This is a genomic window from Streptomyces sp. UG1, assembly GCF_049974585.1.
In the GTDB taxonomy this organism is placed as follows: domain Bacteria; phylum Actinomycetota; class Actinomycetes; order Streptomycetales; family Streptomycetaceae; genus Streptomyces.
Genome location: NZ_JBNGGG010000002.1, coordinates 308270 through 323885 on the forward strand (window position 1 = coordinate 308270; position 15616 = coordinate 323885).

General features: G+C 71.5%; 16 protein-coding genes. 8 read left to right on the forward strand and 8 right to left on the reverse strand.

What is annotated here, in order from left to right:
* The first annotated feature begins 684 nt into the window (after positions 1–684).
* Both ACP4J3_RS03630 and ACP4J3_RS03635 read left to right on the forward strand, forming a co-directional pair.
* Positions 685–1155, forward strand: coding sequence for a DUF5709 domain-containing protein (locus ACP4J3_RS03630; RefSeq protein ID WP_426530271.1), 471 nt, complete (start codon positions 685–687; stop codon positions 1153–1155).
* Between the two features lie 153 nt (positions 1156–1308).
* Positions 1309–1572: a type B 50S ribosomal protein L31 gene (locus ACP4J3_RS03635; protein ID WP_426530274.1), complete on the forward strand. Its 264-nt coding sequence runs from the start codon at positions 1309–1311 to the stop codon at positions 1570–1572.
* Positions 1573–1688: 116 nt separating this feature from the next.
* Here the strand turns inward: ACP4J3_RS03635 and ACP4J3_RS03640 are convergent, their stop codons facing one another.
* On the reverse strand, positions 1689–2483 hold the full coding sequence (locus ACP4J3_RS03640; RefSeq protein ID WP_426530276.1) for a metal-dependent hydrolase: 795 nt from the start codon (positions 2481–2483) through the stop codon (positions 1689–1691).
* A 145-nt stretch (positions 2484–2628) separates the two neighbouring features.
* Here ACP4J3_RS03640 and ACP4J3_RS03645 point away from each other — a divergent pair, with 145 nt between their 5' ends.
* On the forward strand, positions 2629–5142 hold the full coding sequence (locus tag ACP4J3_RS03645) for a DEAD/DEAH box helicase (protein ID WP_426530278.1): 2514 nt from the start codon (positions 2629–2631) through the stop codon (positions 5140–5142).
* Positions 5143–5161: 19 nt separating this feature from the next.
* Positions 5162–6031, forward strand: a complete 870-nt coding sequence (locus ACP4J3_RS03650) for an acyl-CoA thioesterase (RefSeq protein WP_426530280.1) — start codon at positions 5162–5164, stop codon at positions 6029–6031.
* Here the strand turns inward: ACP4J3_RS03650 and ACP4J3_RS03655 are convergent.
* Together ACP4J3_RS03655 and ACP4J3_RS03660 are read right to left on the reverse strand one after the other, a co-directional pair.
* On the reverse strand, positions 6018–6929 hold the full coding sequence (locus ACP4J3_RS03655) for a DUF6397 family protein (protein WP_426530282.1): 912 nt from the start codon (positions 6927–6929) through the stop codon (positions 6018–6020). The genes ACP4J3_RS03650 and ACP4J3_RS03655 overlap by 14 nt on opposite strands.
* A gap of 126 nt (positions 6930–7055) precedes the next feature.
* Positions 7056–7469: a roadblock/LC7 domain-containing protein gene (locus ACP4J3_RS03660; protein ID WP_426530284.1), complete on the reverse strand. Its 414-nt coding sequence runs from the start codon at positions 7467–7469 to the stop codon at positions 7056–7058.
* A gap of 98 nt (positions 7470–7567) precedes the next feature.
* Between ACP4J3_RS03660 and ACP4J3_RS03665 the strand changes: the two genes are divergently transcribed.
* Positions 7568–7996 carry a PPOX class F420-dependent oxidoreductase gene (locus ACP4J3_RS03665; RefSeq protein WP_426530286.1) on the forward strand — a complete coding sequence of 143 codons (429 nt, stop codon included), beginning with the start codon at positions 7568–7570 and terminating at the stop codon, positions 7994–7996.
* Positions 7997–8034: 38 nt separating this feature from the next.
* On the opposite strand, the gene ACP4J3_RS03670 is transcribed toward ACP4J3_RS03665, so the two are convergent.
* The 5 genes from ACP4J3_RS03670 to ACP4J3_RS03690 all read right to left on the reverse strand — a co-directional run bounded on the left by ACP4J3_RS03670 (position 8035) and on the right by ACP4J3_RS03690 (position 13050).
* Positions 8035–8640 (reverse strand): GTP-binding protein, encoded by a 606-nt coding sequence (locus tag ACP4J3_RS03670; protein WP_426530288.1) that lies wholly within the window; start codon positions 8638–8640, stop codon positions 8035–8037.
* A 138-nt stretch (positions 8641–8778) separates the two neighbouring features.
* Entirely contained in the window at positions 8779–9192 is a 414-nt protein-coding gene (locus ACP4J3_RS03675) for a DUF742 domain-containing protein (protein ID WP_426530290.1), read from the reverse strand.
* Between the two features lie 22 nt (positions 9193–9214).
* On the reverse strand, positions 9215–9688 hold the full coding sequence (locus tag ACP4J3_RS03680) for a roadblock/LC7 domain-containing protein (protein WP_426530292.1): 474 nt from the start codon (positions 9686–9688) through the stop codon (positions 9215–9217).
* Positions 9685–12207, reverse strand: a complete 2523-nt coding sequence (locus ACP4J3_RS03685; RefSeq protein ID WP_426530293.1) for a sensor histidine kinase — start codon at positions 12205–12207, stop codon at positions 9685–9687. The genes ACP4J3_RS03680 and ACP4J3_RS03685 overlap by 4 nt, the downstream gene beginning before the upstream one ends.
* A gap of 69 nt (positions 12208–12276) precedes the next feature.
* Positions 12277–13050 carry an MHYT domain-containing protein gene (locus tag ACP4J3_RS03690; RefSeq protein ID WP_426530295.1) on the reverse strand — a complete coding sequence of 258 codons (774 nt, stop codon included), beginning with the start codon at positions 13048–13050 and terminating at the stop codon, positions 12277–12279.
* A gap of 152 nt (positions 13051–13202) precedes the next feature.
* On the opposite strand from ACP4J3_RS03690, the gene ACP4J3_RS03695 reads away from it, so the two are divergent.
* The 3 genes from ACP4J3_RS03695 to ACP4J3_RS03705 all read left to right on the forward strand — a co-directional run bounded on the left by ACP4J3_RS03695 (position 13203) and on the right by ACP4J3_RS03705 (position 15394).
* Positions 13203–13802 (forward strand): class I SAM-dependent methyltransferase, encoded by a 600-nt coding sequence (locus ACP4J3_RS03695; RefSeq protein ID WP_426530298.1) that lies wholly within the window; start codon positions 13203–13205, stop codon positions 13800–13802.
* A 234-nt stretch (positions 13803–14036) separates the two neighbouring features.
* Positions 14037–14351 carry a hypothetical protein gene (locus ACP4J3_RS03700; RefSeq protein ID WP_426530377.1) on the forward strand — a complete coding sequence of 105 codons (315 nt, stop codon included), beginning with the start codon at positions 14037–14039 and terminating at the stop codon, positions 14349–14351.
* A 137-nt stretch (positions 14352–14488) separates the two neighbouring features.
* Positions 14489–15394 carry a hypothetical protein gene (locus ACP4J3_RS03705; RefSeq protein WP_426530300.1) on the forward strand — a complete coding sequence of 302 codons (906 nt, stop codon included), beginning with the start codon at positions 14489–14491 and terminating at the stop codon, positions 15392–15394.
* Positions 15395–15616 lie beyond the last annotated feature (222 nt).

Here is a 15616-nt window from a genome sequence, read left to right on the forward strand (position 1 = left end):
GGCCGGCCTGGCGCCGGGCCGCCCGGGCGGGATCAGTGGATCGGCGAGCCTGGCGCCGGGCCGCCCGCGTGGGCTCGGTGAATCGGCGGTCTTGGCCTTGGTCGGGAGGGGGCGTGCCTTGGGTGACCGGAGCCTTGGTGGACGGCCTATTGGACGAGGGGCGCGGCGTGCCGGGTCGGAGGTCGGCATCGGGTGAGTGTGGGCGCTCGGCCAGGGATGGGCGCCTTGCCGACCCGTGCTGGTGGCGCGGGTGGCCTCGGCCGGGTGGCCCGGTCGGCCGAGGCCCGGAGTGTGGGTCTGTGGAGCTCGGCGACCAGGGGCGCGGCGGCCGGGAACGCGGCTCGCTGCATGGCAGGGGCCTGGGGCGGGCTGCCGGGTGCGGTCGGCAGGCCGGGGTGGGCTCGGTCGACTCGGGCGATGCGACGGCGTGGATCCCCTCGGTAGACGCGGTTGACCCGGCCGATGCGACCGCGCGGATCCCCGCTCGGGAGGCCCGGACAGCCCGCCTTTGTCCCGTGGCGTTGCGCCGGGACGAAAAGGGGTGGAAGGCTGGATAACGGCACCGGTTCGGGGAGCACCCGGGAACCTCGCGGTTCGCGCCGGGTGCGGCCTGTGCCCCGCGCCGCGACGGCCCGCCGCCGAGCGCGGTGGGTTCGGGCCCGTCCGCACCACCTGGAGGTACCCGTGAACAGCGCCGACGGATGGGGTGACGACGTCTACCAGCCCGACGCATCCGACCAACGTGAGGACACGGGGCTGCTGGACGCGGAGGACACCCTGGAGAACGACGGCGTCGACGACCCCCTCGACCGGGGCTGGTCCCCTCCGGAGCGCCCCTGGGCGGTCGAGCACACCGGTGTCACGGCGGCCGAGCGCCACCAGGGCGAGACTCTCGACCAGCGACTCGCCGAGGAGCTTCCGGACCTCGCCGCGCCCGACAGCGACGGCCTCGGAGACACCGACGGCACCGACGGCGAACTCCTCGACAACGAGGTCGGCGCCATGCGCTCCGGTCGCCTCGTGGCCCCCGACGAAGGCGCCCACGAGGACGAGGAGAGCGCGCTCGTCGCGACGGACGTGGGCATCGACGGCGCGGCGGCGTCCGCCGAGGAGGCCGCGATGCACATCGTGGACGAGGACGCCCTGTACGGCTGACACCCGTGGCCCCCGTGCGACCGACGCCGGCAGCAGTCTCCGTACCGCTGCCGCTGCCCACACGACCGCCGCGAGGGCAGGCCCCACTCTGTCGGCGGCACCATTCGGCCCCGGGCCGTCGGCCACGCCGATACCGCCACCCGAGGAGTTCGCATGCAGCAGGACAAGCACCACCCCGACTACCACCCGGTCGTCTTCCGCGACCGCGCCGCAGGCTACGCCTTCCTGACCCGCTCCACGGCGGCCAGCGACCAGACCATCGAGTGGGACGACGGCGAGACCTACCCGGTCGTGGACGTCGAGATCTCCTCGGAGAGCCATCCCTTCTACACCGGCAAGGCCCGAACGCTGGACTCGGAGGGCCGCGTCGCCGCCTTCGAGCGGCGGTACGGCGGCGGAGCGGGAGAAGGAAGCTGATCCGGCGGGGACTCGGGTGAGCACGCCGGAGATCCATGGGATGCGGCTGCGCGGTGCTGCAGGTTCCGGTCGCGCAGGCGGGCCGCCGATGCCGTGCCCTGCAGTCCCGCCCCCGCTCAGATCACGTTGAGCGCCGCCGCGCAGCCCACCCCACCGAGCACCATGAACGCCGGCATCAGCACCTTGAGCTCGACCCAGCTCCCCGCCCGGAACCGCATGGCCTTGGGCGGGCCCACCGGGTACCAGCGCTTGCGGCCCACCGGGATCGGCCACAGGATCGGGCACCCGGAGACGGTCAGGGCGTCCCCGATGTCGTGCACCAGCGCACCCAGCACGATCGGCAGCCCCAGCCACAAGTACTCCTGGCCCGGCGCCGTGAACAGCCAGTCCGCGCCGTTGCCCGGCTTGTCCAGCACACCCGCGAGGATCCACGCGCTGGTCGCCGCCAGCAGCCAGACCAGGACGTCGCTGCTGGAGCCCCGGGTCGCCCGCCACAGCAGGCCCTCGATGGCCAGCACCATGTGCGCGAAGAGGATCGCCAGCACCGCCCAACGGCCACCGGTGATCGCCAGCACCGAGGTGCCCCCGCCGATCAGCACCGCCCACAGCCAGGTGTGCGTGAGCGTGCGGTGCCCACCGGAGCGACGCGGATCGCCCTGCTTCTTCGTCGCCTTGTAGACGGCGTACGACAGCTTGTCGACGATCTCGCACAGCCAGCGCGACAGCGGTCCGAAGGCCCGGGAGATCGTGGCCGCCTTGTGGTCGAGGTCCGGGGCGAGGGCCGCCCCGGCGCATATCAGCGCGCCGACGAGGAGGACCGGCCAGGGCATCCCGTGCCCGGCAGCGGCGGCCGCCGCTCCGACGCCGAGCCAGGCTGCCGCGCCCGACAGAGAGTGTGCTGGTCCCATCATCGCCGTTGCCCGCCCCATTCCTCGTGTGCCGCTGTCCAGTTGACCGGGATCGCTGACTTGTCGTCGGCGACACAGCGTAGCGTTCGCGATCTTCGCACCCGCAGCCGATTCCCCGATGCGGGAGGAGGACAGGCAAGATGGGTGGGTGACCCTCATCGATCAGTTGCCGCCGACCGCCGACCCCGACGCCCTCTACGAAGCCTTCGAGTCGTGGGCCGAGGAGCGCGGGCTCACCCTCTACCCCCACCAGGAGGAGGCGCTGATCGAGGTGGTCTCCGGCGCGAACGTGATCGTGTCGACGCCCACCGGCTCCGGCAAGAGCATGATCGCCGCCGGCGCCCACTTCGCCGCGCTGGCCCGTGACGAGGTCACCTTCTACACCGCTCCGATCAAGGCACTCGTCTCGGAGAAGTTCTTCGAGCTGTGCAAGATCTTCGGCACCGAGAACGTCGGCATGCTCACCGGCGACGCGTCCGTCAACGCCGACGCCCCGGTGATCTGCTGCACCGCGGAGGTGCTGGCGTCGATCGCACTGCGCGACGGCAAGGACGCGGATGTGGGCCAGGTCGTCATGGACGAGTTCCACTTCTACGCGGAGGCGGACCGGGGCTGGGCCTGGCAGATCCCGATCCTGGAGCTGCCGCAGGCGCAGTTCATCCTGATGTCGGCCACCCTCGGCGACGTCTCGATGTTCGAGAAGGACCTCACCCGCCGCACCGGCCGCCCGACGTCGGTGGTGCGCTCGGCCACCCGTCCCGTGCCGCTGTCCTACGAGTACAAGCTCACTCCGCTCACCGAGACCCTGACCGAGCTGCTGGAGACCAAGCAGGCGCCGGTCTACATCGTGCACTTCACGCAGGCGCAGGCCGTGGAGCGGGCGCAGGCGCTGATGAGCATCAACATGTGCTCGCGCGAGGAGAAGGACCAGATCGCCGAGCTGATCGGCAACTTCCGCTTCACCACCAAGTTCGGCCGCAACCTGTCCCGTTACGTGCGGCACGGCATCGGTGTGCATCACGCCGGCATGCTGCCGAAGTACCGGCGGCTTGTGGAGAAGCTGGCGCAGGCGGGTCTGCTGAAGGTCATCTGCGGCACGGACACGCTCGGCGTGGGGGTCAACGTCCCCATCCGCACGGTGCTGTTCACGGCCCTGACCAAGTACGACGGCAACCGCGTCCGCACGCTGCGCGCCCGCGAGTTCCACCAGATCGCCGGGCGCGCCGGACGCGCGGGCTTCGACACGGCGGGTTTTGTCGTGGCCCAGGCGCCCGAGCATGTCATCGAGAACGAGAAGGCGCTCGCCAAGGCCGGTGACGACCCGAAGAAGCGCCGCAAGGTCGTGCGCAAGAAGGCGCCCGAGGGTTTCGTCGCCTGGACGGAGAACACCTTCGAGAAGCTCATCGCCTCCGAACCGGAGCCGCTGACGTCCCGTTTCCGGGTGACGCACACCATGCTGCTGTCGGTGATCGCCCGGCCCGGCAACGCCTTCGAGGCGATGCGGCATCTGCTGGAGGACAACCACGAGCCGCGCAAGCAGCAGCTGCGGCACATCCGGCGCGCGATCGCGATCTACCGGTCGCTGCTGGACGGCGGCATCGTGGAAAAGCTCGACGAGCCGGACGCCACCGGCCGGATCGTTCGCCTCACGGTCGACCTCCAGCAGGACTTCGCGCTCAATCAGCCGCTGTCCACCTTCGCGCTGGCCGCGTTCGAGCTGCTGGACCCGGAGTCCCCTTCCTACGCCCTGGACATGGTCTCCGTCGTCGAGTCCACCCTGGACGACCCCCGGCAGATCCTCGTCGCCCAGTTGAACAAGGCGAAGGGCGAGGCCGTCGCCGCGATGAAGGCGGACGGTGTCGAGTACGAGGAGCGCATGGAGCGTCTCCAGGACATCACCTACCCCAAGCCCCTGGAGGAGCTGCTCTTCCACGCGTACAACACGTACCGCAAGAGCCACCCGTGGGTCGGTGACCATCCGCTGTCGCCGAAGTCCGTCATCCGCGACATGTACGAACGGGCGCTGTCCTTCACGGAGTTGGTCTCCTTCTACGAGCTGGCCCGCACCGAGGGCATCGTGCTGCGCTACCTCGCCAGCGCCTTCAAGGCCCTCGACCACAACATCCCGGACGACCTCAAGTCCGAGGACCTCCAGGACCTGATCGAATGGCTCGGCGAGATGGTGCGTCAGGTCGACTCCAGCCTGCTCGACGAGTGGGAGCAGCTCGCCAACCCGGAGGAGATGACCGCCGAGGAGGCCCAGGAGAAGGCCGACGAGGTCAAGCCGGTCACCTCCAACGCGCGCGCCTTCCGCGTCCTCGTCCGCAACGCCATGTTCCGCCGCGTCGAGCTCGCCGCGCTCGACCAGGTCGAGGAGCTGGGCGAGATGGACGCCGACGCCGGCTGGGACGCCGACGCCTGGGGCGAGGCGATGGACCAGTACTGGGACGAGTACGACGACCTCGGCACCGGACCCGACGCCCGTGGCCCGAAGCTCCTCGTGATCAAGGAGGAGCCGGCGAACCGCCTGTGGCGGGTCCGCCAGATCTTCGACGACCCGGGCGGCGACCATGACTGGGGCATCAGCGCGGAGATCGACCTCGACGCCTCCGACGCGGAAGGCCGCGCCGTGGTCCGCGTCACCGACGTAGGCCAGCTGTGAGCACAGGAGAATCCCACCCATGACGACCAATCCGGCCGAGAGCCTCGTCGACCTGCTCGACCTGGAGCAGATCGAGGTCAACATATTCCGTGGCCGCAGCCCGCAGGAGTCGCTGCAACGGGTCTTCGGCGGCCAGGTGGCGGGCCAGGCACTGGTCGCCGCCGCGCGCACCACGGACGGCGACCGGCCCGTGCACTCGCTGCACGCGTACTTCCTGCGCCCGGGGCGGCCGGGGGTGCCGATCGTGTACCAGGTCGAACGGGTGCGGGACGGCAGGTCGTTCACGACCCGCCGGGTCACCGCCGTGCAGCAGGGCCGCACGATCTTCAATCTCACCGCCTCCTTTCACAAGCCTGAACAGGGGAGCTTCGAGCACCAGTTGCCGCCGGCCCGCAAGGTCCCGGACCCGGAGTCGCTGCCGACGGTCACCGACGAGATCCGGGAGCATCTGGGCACGCTGCCGGAGCAGTTGGAGCGGATGGCCCGGCGGCAGCCGTTCGACATCCGCTATGTCGACCGGCTGCGCTGGACCGAGGAGGACGTCAAGGGCGCCGAGCCGCGCAGCGCGGTGTGGATGCGCGCGGTCGGGCCGCTGGGCGACGATCCGGTCGTGCACACCTGCGCGCTGACCTACGCCAGCGACATGACCCTTCTGGACGCGGTCCGCATCCCCGTCGAGCCGCTGTGGGGCCCACGGAGTTTCGACATCGCGTCGCTGGACCACGCCATGTGGTTCCACCGGCCCTTCCGCGCGGACGAGTGGTTCCTGTACGACCAGGAGTCGCCGATCGCGACCGGCGGGCGGGGACTCGCCCGTGGGCGGATCTACGACCTGGAGGGACGCCTGCTGGTGTCCGTCGTCCAGGAAGGACTGTTCAGGGCGCTGTAGCCCGCGCAGTCCCGCGCCGGAGCCGCCGCAGCCAGCCGCGCGGCCGTTCCGGCTCCTCGGGCCGGGGCGAGCCGGGGAGCCCCGGATGTGCCGGCGCCGGGACCCGTTGGGCCATGGGTCGCGGCGCGGGCCGCATCCTGCGGGCGTCCTCGAGAACGGCCGTCAGATCGGCCCGCAGCAGGCTGATCTCGTCCGGGTCGTCCGCCGTCATGATCCGCTCGGCGATGAGCGCGAAGGGCGAGCCCGGTGCGCCGGACGTGGGTGGGCCCGGCCGGAAGCGGTTCAGGTGGGAGCGTTCATACGGGTCGGGGACGAGCTCCGCGATCTGGACGGGATCGAGAAACGCGGCCAGCGCGCCGGCGCTCTCCCACGGGTCGTCGGCCAGGCGCAGCAGGAATCCCCGGTGGCGTCCGCGCCAGTTGCGTGGCCGCAGGTCCATGCCCGTGTCGAGCATGCCGCGCAGTCCTTCGGGCATACGGCGGTCGTTCAGCAGTGGGGCGTTCTTCTCATCGGCGGCGAACCGCGTCAACTCCTCGGCCAGATACAGCCAGACCACGGCTCGATAGCGGTTCAGATAAAAGGTCACCGGCACCACCAGGCCCAGCCGGGCGAGCCGTGTGAACCTTCCGGCGGGCACGGCCATGACGTCCGCGCCCTCGGTCGTGCCCACGACCTTCACCCGCTCCCGCAGCGATTCGGGGAAGCCGTCGCCCGAACTCACCCGGTCGATCTCGGACCGTGGGACGCGTCGGCCTCCACCGCCCTCGTCGGGCACGGTCCGAATGAGCCCGAGGTGGACGGCGAGGTCCAACTCCCCTCGCTTCAATCCCAGTTCCCGGGCCGCGCGGCTCGGTGTGCAGGCGAGTCGGTGCGTGGTCGTGATGATGTCGCCGGACATGGTCGGTCTCCCCCGTGGAGTCAGTGGCTCACGCTCTGTGCGTTCGCCGTGACAAAACCGTAGCCGGTCTGCCGGATCTTGTGGCAGGCCTGTGGATAACTCCGCGAGGGACGACGAACCAGCAGGTCAGACGTCTGTGAGTGGTGTCTGTTCAGGCTTTCGGGCGTCCACGTCGAGGTGCTCGCCGACCCGGTTGACGAGCAGGGTCATCTCGTAGGCGATCTGACCGATGTCGGCGTCCGCGCCACTGAGCACGCACAGACAGCTTCCGGTGCCCGCCGCGGTGACGAACAGCACCGCATCGTCGAACTCGACCATCGTCTGGCGTACTCTGCCCGCGCCGAAGTGTCGTCCCGAGCCCTTGGCCAGGCTGTGCAGTCCGGACGAGACGGCGGCGAGGTGCTCGGCGTCCTCGCGCCGCAGCCCCGTACTCGCGCCGGTCACCAGACCGTCGTTGGACAGCACCAGCGCGTGTCGCACATGATCGACGCGCTCCGTCAGATCGTCCAGTAGCCAGTCAAGCCCCTGGTTCTGCGCCATGTTCCGGTCTCCCCGTGTAGATGTCTCCCCCTGCAGCGGAGGATCTCTTCGCCAACCCTTCCCGACGATCCGGTCCTCGGGCAAGGAGGATGGGTGGCATGGCGAAGAAGATGACCGATGAGGAATGGCGCGCGTTCGTCTCGCACGGCACGCGCACCGCGAAGCTGTCGACCGTGCGAGCCGACGGACGTCCGCATGTGACCCCGATCTGGTTCGTGCTCGATGGGGACGAGGTGGTGTTCAACACCGGCAGTTCGAGTGTGAAGGGCCGCAACCTGGTCCGTGACGGCCGTGTTGCGCTGTGCGTGGACGACGACCGGCCGCCGTACGCCTTCGTGGTCGTCCAGGGCCGCGCCCGGGTCTCGGACGATCTCCAGGAGCTGAGGCACTGGGCCGGTCGTATCGGGGCGCGGTACATGGGTGAGGAGCGCGCGGAGGAGTTCGGGGCCCGCAACGGTGTCCCGGGCGAACTCCTCGTCCGCGTCACGATCGACAAGGTGCTGGCGGAGCAGGACGTGGCCGACTGACAAGGGCCCGCACAGCCGGTCGGCACGGTCGGCACGGGTCAGCCGACCGAGTTGAGCAGCCGGGCGGTGTGCATCCGCCCGGCGTACTCGACGAGTCGGATCAGCACCTCCTTGCCCGAGTCGCGGTCCCTGGCGTCGCAGAGCACGACCGGTGTCCCCTGGTCCAGATCGAGGGCGCGTGAGACGTCGTGGGCGCCGTAGGCCCGGGCGCCCGCGAAGCAGTTGACGGCCACGACGAACGGGATGTGCCGGTGCTCGAAGTAGTCCACGGCGGGGAAGCAGTCCTCCAGGCGCCGGGTGTCCGCGAGGACGACGGCGCCCAGGGCGCCCTGTGACAGTTCGTCCCACAGGAACCAGAAGCGGTCCTGGCCGGGGGTGCCGAAGAGGTACAGGGACAGGCCGGACCGGATGGTGATGCGCCCGAAGTCCATGGCGACGGTCGTGGTGACCTTCTGGTCCACACCGTCGGTGTCGTCCACCAACTGACCGGCCTCGCTGAGCATTTCCTCGGTGCGCAGCGGCCTGATCTCGCTGACCGCGCCCACCAGGGTGGTCTTGCCCACGCCGAATCCGCCGGCGACCAGAATTTTCAACGCCAGGGCGGCCGTCTCGCCGTCGGGGGCGTCGGAGTGCTCGGAGACCATCGATCACTTCTCTCGGGAGTACCGGCATCGTTCGAGGTCGCTGTGCGAGGTCAGCATCATGACAACTGCGGCCGCCCATCGCGGGGTTGGACCGCTTTTGGCTCGATGCGACCGCCTCGTTCCTGTTCGGTGTCTCATCTACAGCGCTCGCAATCCCTCGATCACCTCGCGCAGGATCCGCTCGTCGGGAAGCTGCGCGGGCGGTACCGGGCGGCTGACGGTGACACACCCCAGTTCCAGGAGGTCGCCCAGGAGCACCCTGACGACTCCCACGGGCAGGTCGGCGCCCGCGGCGAGTTCGGCGACCGACTGTGTCTCCGGTAGGCACAGTTCGATCAGGGTCCGGTGTTCCGGCCCGAGCGCGGTGTCGTCGTCGGTGCCGCGCGCCGTGGTGGCCAGCGTGACGAGGGCGATCAGGTCGAAGTGCACGCCGCTGGGTCCGGGTTTGGTACGTCCTCCTGTCATGGCGTACGGGCGGACCAGGGGCCCGGCTTCGCTGTCGTACCACTGGCTGCCCGGCTCGTGCGGGGCGCCGGTCGTGTCGTCGGTCATGTGCGCGGACCGCCCTTCCGGCTCATCGCGCGGCGGGTGGCCGCGCGGCGGCGCGCGGGGGCGTGTAGAGGTGTTCGCCGACGCGTTTGACCAGCCGTGCCATCTCGTACGCCACCAGCCCGATGTCGGCGGTCACGGCAGTGAGGACGGCGAGGCAGGAGCCGTCGCCGGCGGCCGCGACGAACAGGAAGGCGTCGTCCATCTCGACCATGGTCTGGCGGACCCCGCCGGCGCCGAAGTGCCGGCCCGCGCCCTTGGCCAGGCTGTGGAAGCCGGAGGCGACCGCGGCGAGGTGCTCGGCGTCCTCGCGGCGCAGGTCGGTGGACGCGCCCACGGCGAGTCCGTCGTTGGACAGCACCACGGCGTGCCGCACCTCTCGCACGCGCAGCACCAAGTCGTCCAGCAGCCAGTCCAGTTGGCCGGACCTCCCCCACTCTCGGCCGCGCTCGAGCGGGGAGGCCCCCGCGTCGGCTCTCCTGCTCGGATCCTGGATCATGCGGGGTCTCCTTCGCTGCTGTCGCCGCGCGGTGTGGGTTCGGGGCCGGCGCCGCGGCCGGGCTGCCTGCCGCCGCCCCGCGCCCAGCCGTCGCGGTAGGCCGCCATGCGGTCCCTGACGAGTTCGGGGGTGCGCCGGCCGTCGGCGTGGGAGGCGGTCGTGCCCGCTTCTTCCTTGAGGCGCCCTTCGCGCAGTTGGGGGGCGAGGCTCGCCTGCCGTACGCGGCGCGGGAGGTCGTCGGAGGCCGCGGAGTCGTCCGGTGGGCGGTGCAGTCGCAAGGTGGTGACTCCGGAGGGTGGGGTCTGGTGCGTGGTCGGGGTCTCGGCCGGTGCCGGAGCCACCAGTGCGGGCCGGTCGGCGACCGCCTGGACGGGCTCCTGGTGCCGGTCGATGGCGGGCACGCGCGCGTGGTCGCGTTCCGCGGGCCGCCGGGCGTCCGCCTGAGTGCCGGGGGAACGTTCCGCCGAGGCGCTGTGCAGCAGGGCGGTGGGCAGCAGGACGACCGCGGTGGTACCGCCGTAGGGCGAGGTGCGCAGGTGGACCTTGATGCCGTGCCGGGACGCGAGCCTGCTGACCACGAAGAGGCCCAGACGGTCGCTGTCGAACAGGTCGAGCGCCTCGGACTGTTCGATGCGCCGGTTGGCCTGCTCCAGCACATCCTTGCCCATGCCGAGGCCGCGGTCCTCGACCTCGACGGCGTAGCCGTTGCCGACGGGCTCTCCGGTGATGCGCACGCGCGTGTGGGGAGGCGAGAACTGGGCTGCGTTCTCGACGATCTCGGCGAGAAGGTGGGTGAGGTCGGCGACGGCCGCGCCGACGACGGAGGCCTCGGGGAGCTGGCGTACCTCCACGCGCGCGTAGTCCTCCACTTCGGAGACGGCGGCGCGGACCACGTCGGTCAGGGAGACCGGCATCCGCCAGCCCCGCCCGGGTGCCGCCCCGGAGAGGATGATCAGGCTCTCGGCGTGGCGTCGCATGCGGGTGGTGAGGTGGTCGAGCCGGAAGAGGTCGCTCAGTTCGTTCGGGTCGTCGGAGCGCCGTTCCATGCTGTCCAGCAGGCTCAGTTGGCGGTGCACGAGCACCTGGCTGCGGCGGGCGAGGTTGACGAAGACGCCGGAGATGCCGCTGGCCAGCTCGGCGCGCTCCACCGCGGCCCGGAGGGCGGCGCGGTGCACGGTGCCCAGCGCCTCGCCGACCTGACCGGTCTCGTCCTCGGCGGGCGGTCCCGGCGGAGCCTCGGCCCGGATGTCGATCTCCTCACCGGCGCGCAGCTTGCGCATGGCCTCGGGCAGTTTGCGCCGGGCGATCTCGAGGGCGCTGTTGCGCAGGCTCACCAGCTCGACGACGAGTCCGCGGCCGATGCGCACGGAGATCACGAGCGAGGCGGCTACGGCGACCAGACCGAGCAGGACGGCGGCACCGGCCGGGGTGAGCAGACCGCGGGCGAACGGGTCGGCGCGATCCGCGACATCGCGCCCGGCGTCCTGCTCGATGGCCCGCATCGCGCCCTGCACGCGTGCGTGTGCCCTGCTCCAGGCGTCTTCCGGTGCCGCGTCGATCGCGCCTGGGCCCGGTGTGGTGGCGAGGACCTTGTCCTCGACGGCCGTGACGGACGCGTAGTCGCCGCCGTCGGCGAGGCGCCGCCAGGCCGCGCGTTCCGGGCCGCGCAGGTCGGCCACGGCGGACTCGGTGAGCGTACGGCGGGTGTCGACGGCGCCGGTGAACAGCCGCAGCCGCTCCCCGTCGAGGTGTCCGGTCAGGCGTGCGCTGTCGAGCACCACGTCCTCCTGGGCCAACGCCTCGCCGGCGCGGGCGAATTCGAGCAGTACGCGCGCGTCGGAACCCAGCTCGGCGTCCTGGATGCCGGTGAGCGCGCCGCCCACCGAGAAGGCGGTGGCGATGGTCCTCGTGTACTGCCCGTACGCCTCGTCCCAGCCCGAGCGCCGGTCGAGGACGGCGCTCCGTACGGTGCCCAGCCGCTCCGCACCGCCGACGAAGGCCTCGAGCCGCCCGGCCACTCCGGCAGGGAGTTCCCCGCCGTCGGCGACGGTGTTGCGGTCACCGAGGCGCAGCCGTGCCACGGCCTTGTCCGTGTCCTCCGCGCGCTTGCGCAGATCGTCGCTCCGTCCGGCCGAAGGTCCGGTCGCGTAGCGCACGGCGGCCGTGCGTTCGGCCTGGAGGGCGGTCACGGCGTCGGCGACGGGTGCCCTGATCTCCGAGTCGACGTGCTGCAACTGGCGCAGCCTGGAGACGTCCTGTGCGGTGGTGACCGTGGCGTAGCCCCACAGGGCCAGCAGTGAGACGACGGGCACCATCAGCAGGCAGATGATCTTGGCGCGGACGGTGCGCGGACGTATGCGCCAGCGCTCCACGCGCGCGGGTGGAGCGTCCGGCACCCTGCCCAGGGGCTCGTCCGGCCCTTCGTCGGCCGGTGGTCCGGCGTGGGCGCGGCGGCCGCGCACCGGAGGCGATGACGGCGTCGGGGCGCCGGCTGTGGTGGTCCTACGGGGTGTGCGCATGGCCTCCTCGCTCGGAAGTGGTTCGGGGCGTGCTGCCGGGCCTCTCCGGTCCGGACCCGCGGCCTGCGGCTAGCCGGCGACGCTCTCGACCGACCGCTGAGCCGACGCGGACGCCTCGCGCTCCCCCGTCGTGGGCGACAGCGCGACGAAGGCGGAGGTCAGGAAGAGGTAGGACCCGAGGCCGACGGCGAGGGGGAAGATGAACTGCATCGCCGTGGCCCCGGGCAGGACCTCGCCGGAGGGCGTGACGCGCACGCCGACCGCGAACATGCCGGTGTAGTGCATGCTGCTGACCGCCACGCCCATGATCAGCGAGGCGATGGTGACGGCTACCGGCGACTTGATGTTGAGCGCAGCCCACAGGGCCGCCGTCGCCGCGACGACGGCGATCACTACGGAGAGCCCGACGAGCGCGGGGTCGTAGGTGATGTCGCCGTGGAGCCGTACGGCGGCCATGCCCAAGTAGTGCATGCTCGCGACTCCGAGCCCGGTGGTGAGCCCGCCGAGGAGGAGCGCGCGCGTCCGGTCGCGGCCGTATCCGACCGCGAAGACGCCGGCGCACACGACGGTCATGGCGACGAGGAGGCTCAGGATGGTGAGCGGCACGTCGTAGCGGATGTCGGTGCCGCCGACGCTGAAGCCCAGCATGGCCACGAAGTGCATGGTCCAGATGCCGGTGCCGATCGCCGAGGCGGCGGTGATGAGCCAGTTGCGGCGCGAGCGGCCGGTGGCGGCGAGCGCGCGCACGGTGCAGCGCAGGCCGAGCGCGGCGCCGGTGCAGGCCATCGCGTACGACAGCACGGGGGTCAGCCAGCCGAGGGCGGCGTGGTCCAAGTGTCCCATGGCCCCGGGACGCTAGCCGGGGCTGGGGCGCGCGAAGGGGGCGCATTTCGAAAGCTGTAGCAATATGACGTAGTGATGCACCGGAACGACCACGTCACGCTCGAACGTGTGCACAGCGGTGTCATCCGTGCCGGTGAGGGATCATGCGGAGCATGAGCGACGACCACACACATGTGCAGGAGTTCTTCACCGCCCGCGCCGCCGACTGGGACAGCAGGTTCCCCGACGACGGGCCGGCCTACGCGGCCGCGGTCGCCGAGCTCGGGCTGCGGGAGGGGGCTCGGGTGCTGGACGCGGGCTGCGGCACCGGGCGCGCCCTGCCGCCGCTGCGTGCCGCCGTGGGGCCCGCGGGAGTGGTCCTGGGGGCGGATCTGACCCCGGCCATGCTGGAGGCCGCCGTACGGGCCGGGCGGGACGCGGACGGGCAGTTGCTGCTCACCGACGTGGCCGCGCTGCCGCTGCGGTCGGAGTCGCTGGACGCCGTGTTCGCGGCCGGCCTCGTCGCGCACCTGCCCCATCCGGCCGAGAACCTGCGGGAATTGGCCCGTGTGGTGCGCCCCGGCGGCACGCTGGCGCTGTTCCACCCGATCGGCAGGGCGGCACTCGCGGCACGCCAGGGCCGCCGGATCACACCCGACGACCTACGTGCCGAGCCCAACCTCCGGCCACTCCTGTCCGGTTCGGGCTGGCGCATGACGTCGTACGTCGACGAGGACGACCGCTTCCTGGCACTCGCCGTACGGGAGTCCTGACGGCTCACCGACAGCCCCTCGAGGATGTCCCGCATGATCGCGGCTGACCCCGAGCTGCCGGGGGGCGCAGGGGCGCCCAGGGGCGTCGGAGCGGCCGCCCGCGTGGAGCCGTTCAAGCCGTCGAGAGCCCTTCACCGCGTCGTCCCCCTTCTGCCGCCGGGGCTCCAACTCTACGTTGATTAGCAGGAGATGAACGATCAACCGGTAGCACCACAGAGGGGGATGGTGATCAGCATGTGGGGCAGGGTGCGCAAGTCGTGTGCGAGATTCCTGCAGGCCTTTCGCGCGCGGCCGGACGCCGGAAGGGAGCCGGACACCGGAAGGAAGAGGCGCACGCACAATCTGTTCGAGGCCGCCGCCGTGTATGTGTCAGCCTGCGCGGAGGACGACCAGGAGCAGATCGACGAGGCCGCCGGCTGGGTCTCCCCGGAAGCCCTGTCGTTCGGGGTGAATGAGCTGGCGTGCCGCGCCGTCATCGCGCTCGCCCGGGAGCGCGACGAATCACCGCAGACCGTGGCCCGGTCCCTCCTCGGACTGCCGGCGTCCTGACAGGGTTGGCAAAATCACGGTCGATTCGCCCCGTCCGGCCGGAAAACTGCAGCTCCGGGTGTGCCTGGGAGTCGTGACAAGCGGCTTCCGGTCGCACTAGGGTGCGCGCCGATGGACGAACCGATGGGGAGGCTGGGATGGCCGGGACGGATGAGGAGGCCGTCGCCGCCGCGGACGATGCGCTCTACGTGCTCACGGCGGTGCTGCTGACGCCGGCGCAGTTCCCGAGCGTGCTGGGCGACGACTATCCGGAGGCCTGCGCGGCGCTGGGTCTCGCGCCGCTGGCGGACGGGTACGGCCTGGTGCTCGGCCAGGATGGTGGTGGGGCACGATGGACGGTCGTCGTCGACGACGTCTCCCTGGTCGCCGTCGCCATCGCGTCCTGGGACTGCGGCATGGAGTACGACCTGTCACCCGACGAACGTACGGTCGTGGCCGCGCTGCCCGGCTGGCCCCTGGCAGTCGCCGTCTCCGCTCCCAACGTGCCCGCGCCGCACGACCCCGCCCCCGAGACCGCGGACGGCCCGCCGCTGGCCCCGCCGGACACGAGCGTGTGGGGCCCGGCTCAACGGCGCCTGGGGGCCGACGAGATCGCACTGCAATGGGCGATCTGGCGCGAGCAGATCGACGACGCCAAGTTCATCAGGCCGGGCGGCGCGTCGGACGCCGCCGCGGATGCGGAGGGTGCCGGGAGCGGGGCCGCCGGCGGCGGCAAGACCGAGGGCCAGAAGGCCGGGATCGCCGAGACGGGTGAGGAGGCCGAGCCCCGAGGCGGCCACAGCGGCATCCGGCGAGTCCTCGCCGAGGCACGCGCGTACGTGGACTCCCCGCCGCCGCTCGGCCGCGTCCGGTCCTCCTTCGCCCCGGGTGACGCGCGGACCCTTCGCGCGGACGGCCCCGGCTGGTCGCTCGTCGCCAGGACCGACGACATCGCGTTCGTGCTCCTGGACGACGAACCCGGCGAGGTCCTGCCGGTGGGCCGCGGACCGGAGCTGCCCGGCCTGCTGGAAGCGCTCGACAAGATGGCCGTACGCCCGATCTGAGCCCGCGCGCGGGGCGAGACGTGGGCGTGGCGCGCCCGTAGGAGACGGGGCGGCACCCGGCGTGGCCGCAGCGCCGGGTGTGCACAGGCGCACGCCTCCCGCAAGGCCCTGGGACCCCGCTCACCGTGAAGACACTCCTGGCTGGCTCCGGCAGTCCTGTCCCGAGACCCCATCTCACGGCGCGACTCCATGTGGGCCCAGCCCATGGCTGACGCGAATCCG

Bases quoted from the DNA above. Each gene is read 5' to 3' on its own strand.
- ACP4J3_RS03685 (WP_426530293.1), bottom strand. From the start codon at position 12,207: ATGCGCACACCCCGTAGGACCACCACAGCCGGCGCCCCGACGCCGTCA.
- ACP4J3_RS03700 (WP_426530377.1), top strand. From the start codon at position 14,037: ATGTGGGGCAGGGTGCGCAAGTCGTGTGCGAGATTCCTGCAGGCCTTT.
- ACP4J3_RS03660 (WP_426530284.1), bottom strand. From the start codon at position 7,469: ATGGCGCAGAACCAGGGGCTTGACTGGCTACTGGACGATCTGACGGAG.
- ACP4J3_RS03695 (WP_426530298.1), top strand. From the start codon at position 13,203: ATGAGCGACGACCACACACATGTGCAGGAGTTCTTCACCGCCCGCGCC.
- ACP4J3_RS03690 (WP_426530295.1), bottom strand. From the start codon at position 13,050: ATGGGACACTTGGACCACGCCGCCCTCGGCTGGCTGACCCCCGTGCTG.
- ACP4J3_RS03670 (WP_426530288.1), bottom strand. From the start codon at position 8,640: ATGGTCTCCGAGCACTCCGACGCCCCCGACGGCGAGACGGCCGCCCTG.
- ACP4J3_RS03680 (WP_426530292.1), bottom strand. From the start codon at position 9,688: ATGATCCAGGATCCGAGCAGGAGAGCCGACGCGGGGGCCTCCCCGCTC.
- ACP4J3_RS03675 (WP_426530290.1), bottom strand. From the start codon at position 9,192: ATGACCGACGACACGACCGGCGCCCCGCACGAGCCGGGCAGCCAGTGG.
- ACP4J3_RS03635 (WP_426530274.1), top strand. From the start codon at position 1,309: ATGCAGCAGGACAAGCACCACCCCGACTACCACCCGGTCGTCTTCCGC.
- ACP4J3_RS03705 (WP_426530300.1), top strand. From the start codon at position 14,489: ATGGCCGGGACGGATGAGGAGGCCGTCGCCGCCGCGGACGATGCGCTC.
- ACP4J3_RS03665 (WP_426530286.1), top strand. From the start codon at position 7,568: ATGGCGAAGAAGATGACCGATGAGGAATGGCGCGCGTTCGTCTCGCAC.
- ACP4J3_RS03655 (WP_426530282.1), bottom strand. From the start codon at position 6,929: ATGTCCGGCGACATCATCACGACCACGCACCGACTCGCCTGCACACCG.
- ACP4J3_RS03640 (WP_426530276.1), bottom strand. From the start codon at position 2,483: ATGATGGGACCAGCACACTCTCTGTCGGGCGCGGCAGCCTGGCTCGGC.
- ACP4J3_RS03650 (WP_426530280.1), top strand. From the start codon at position 5,162: ATGACGACCAATCCGGCCGAGAGCCTCGTCGACCTGCTCGACCTGGAG.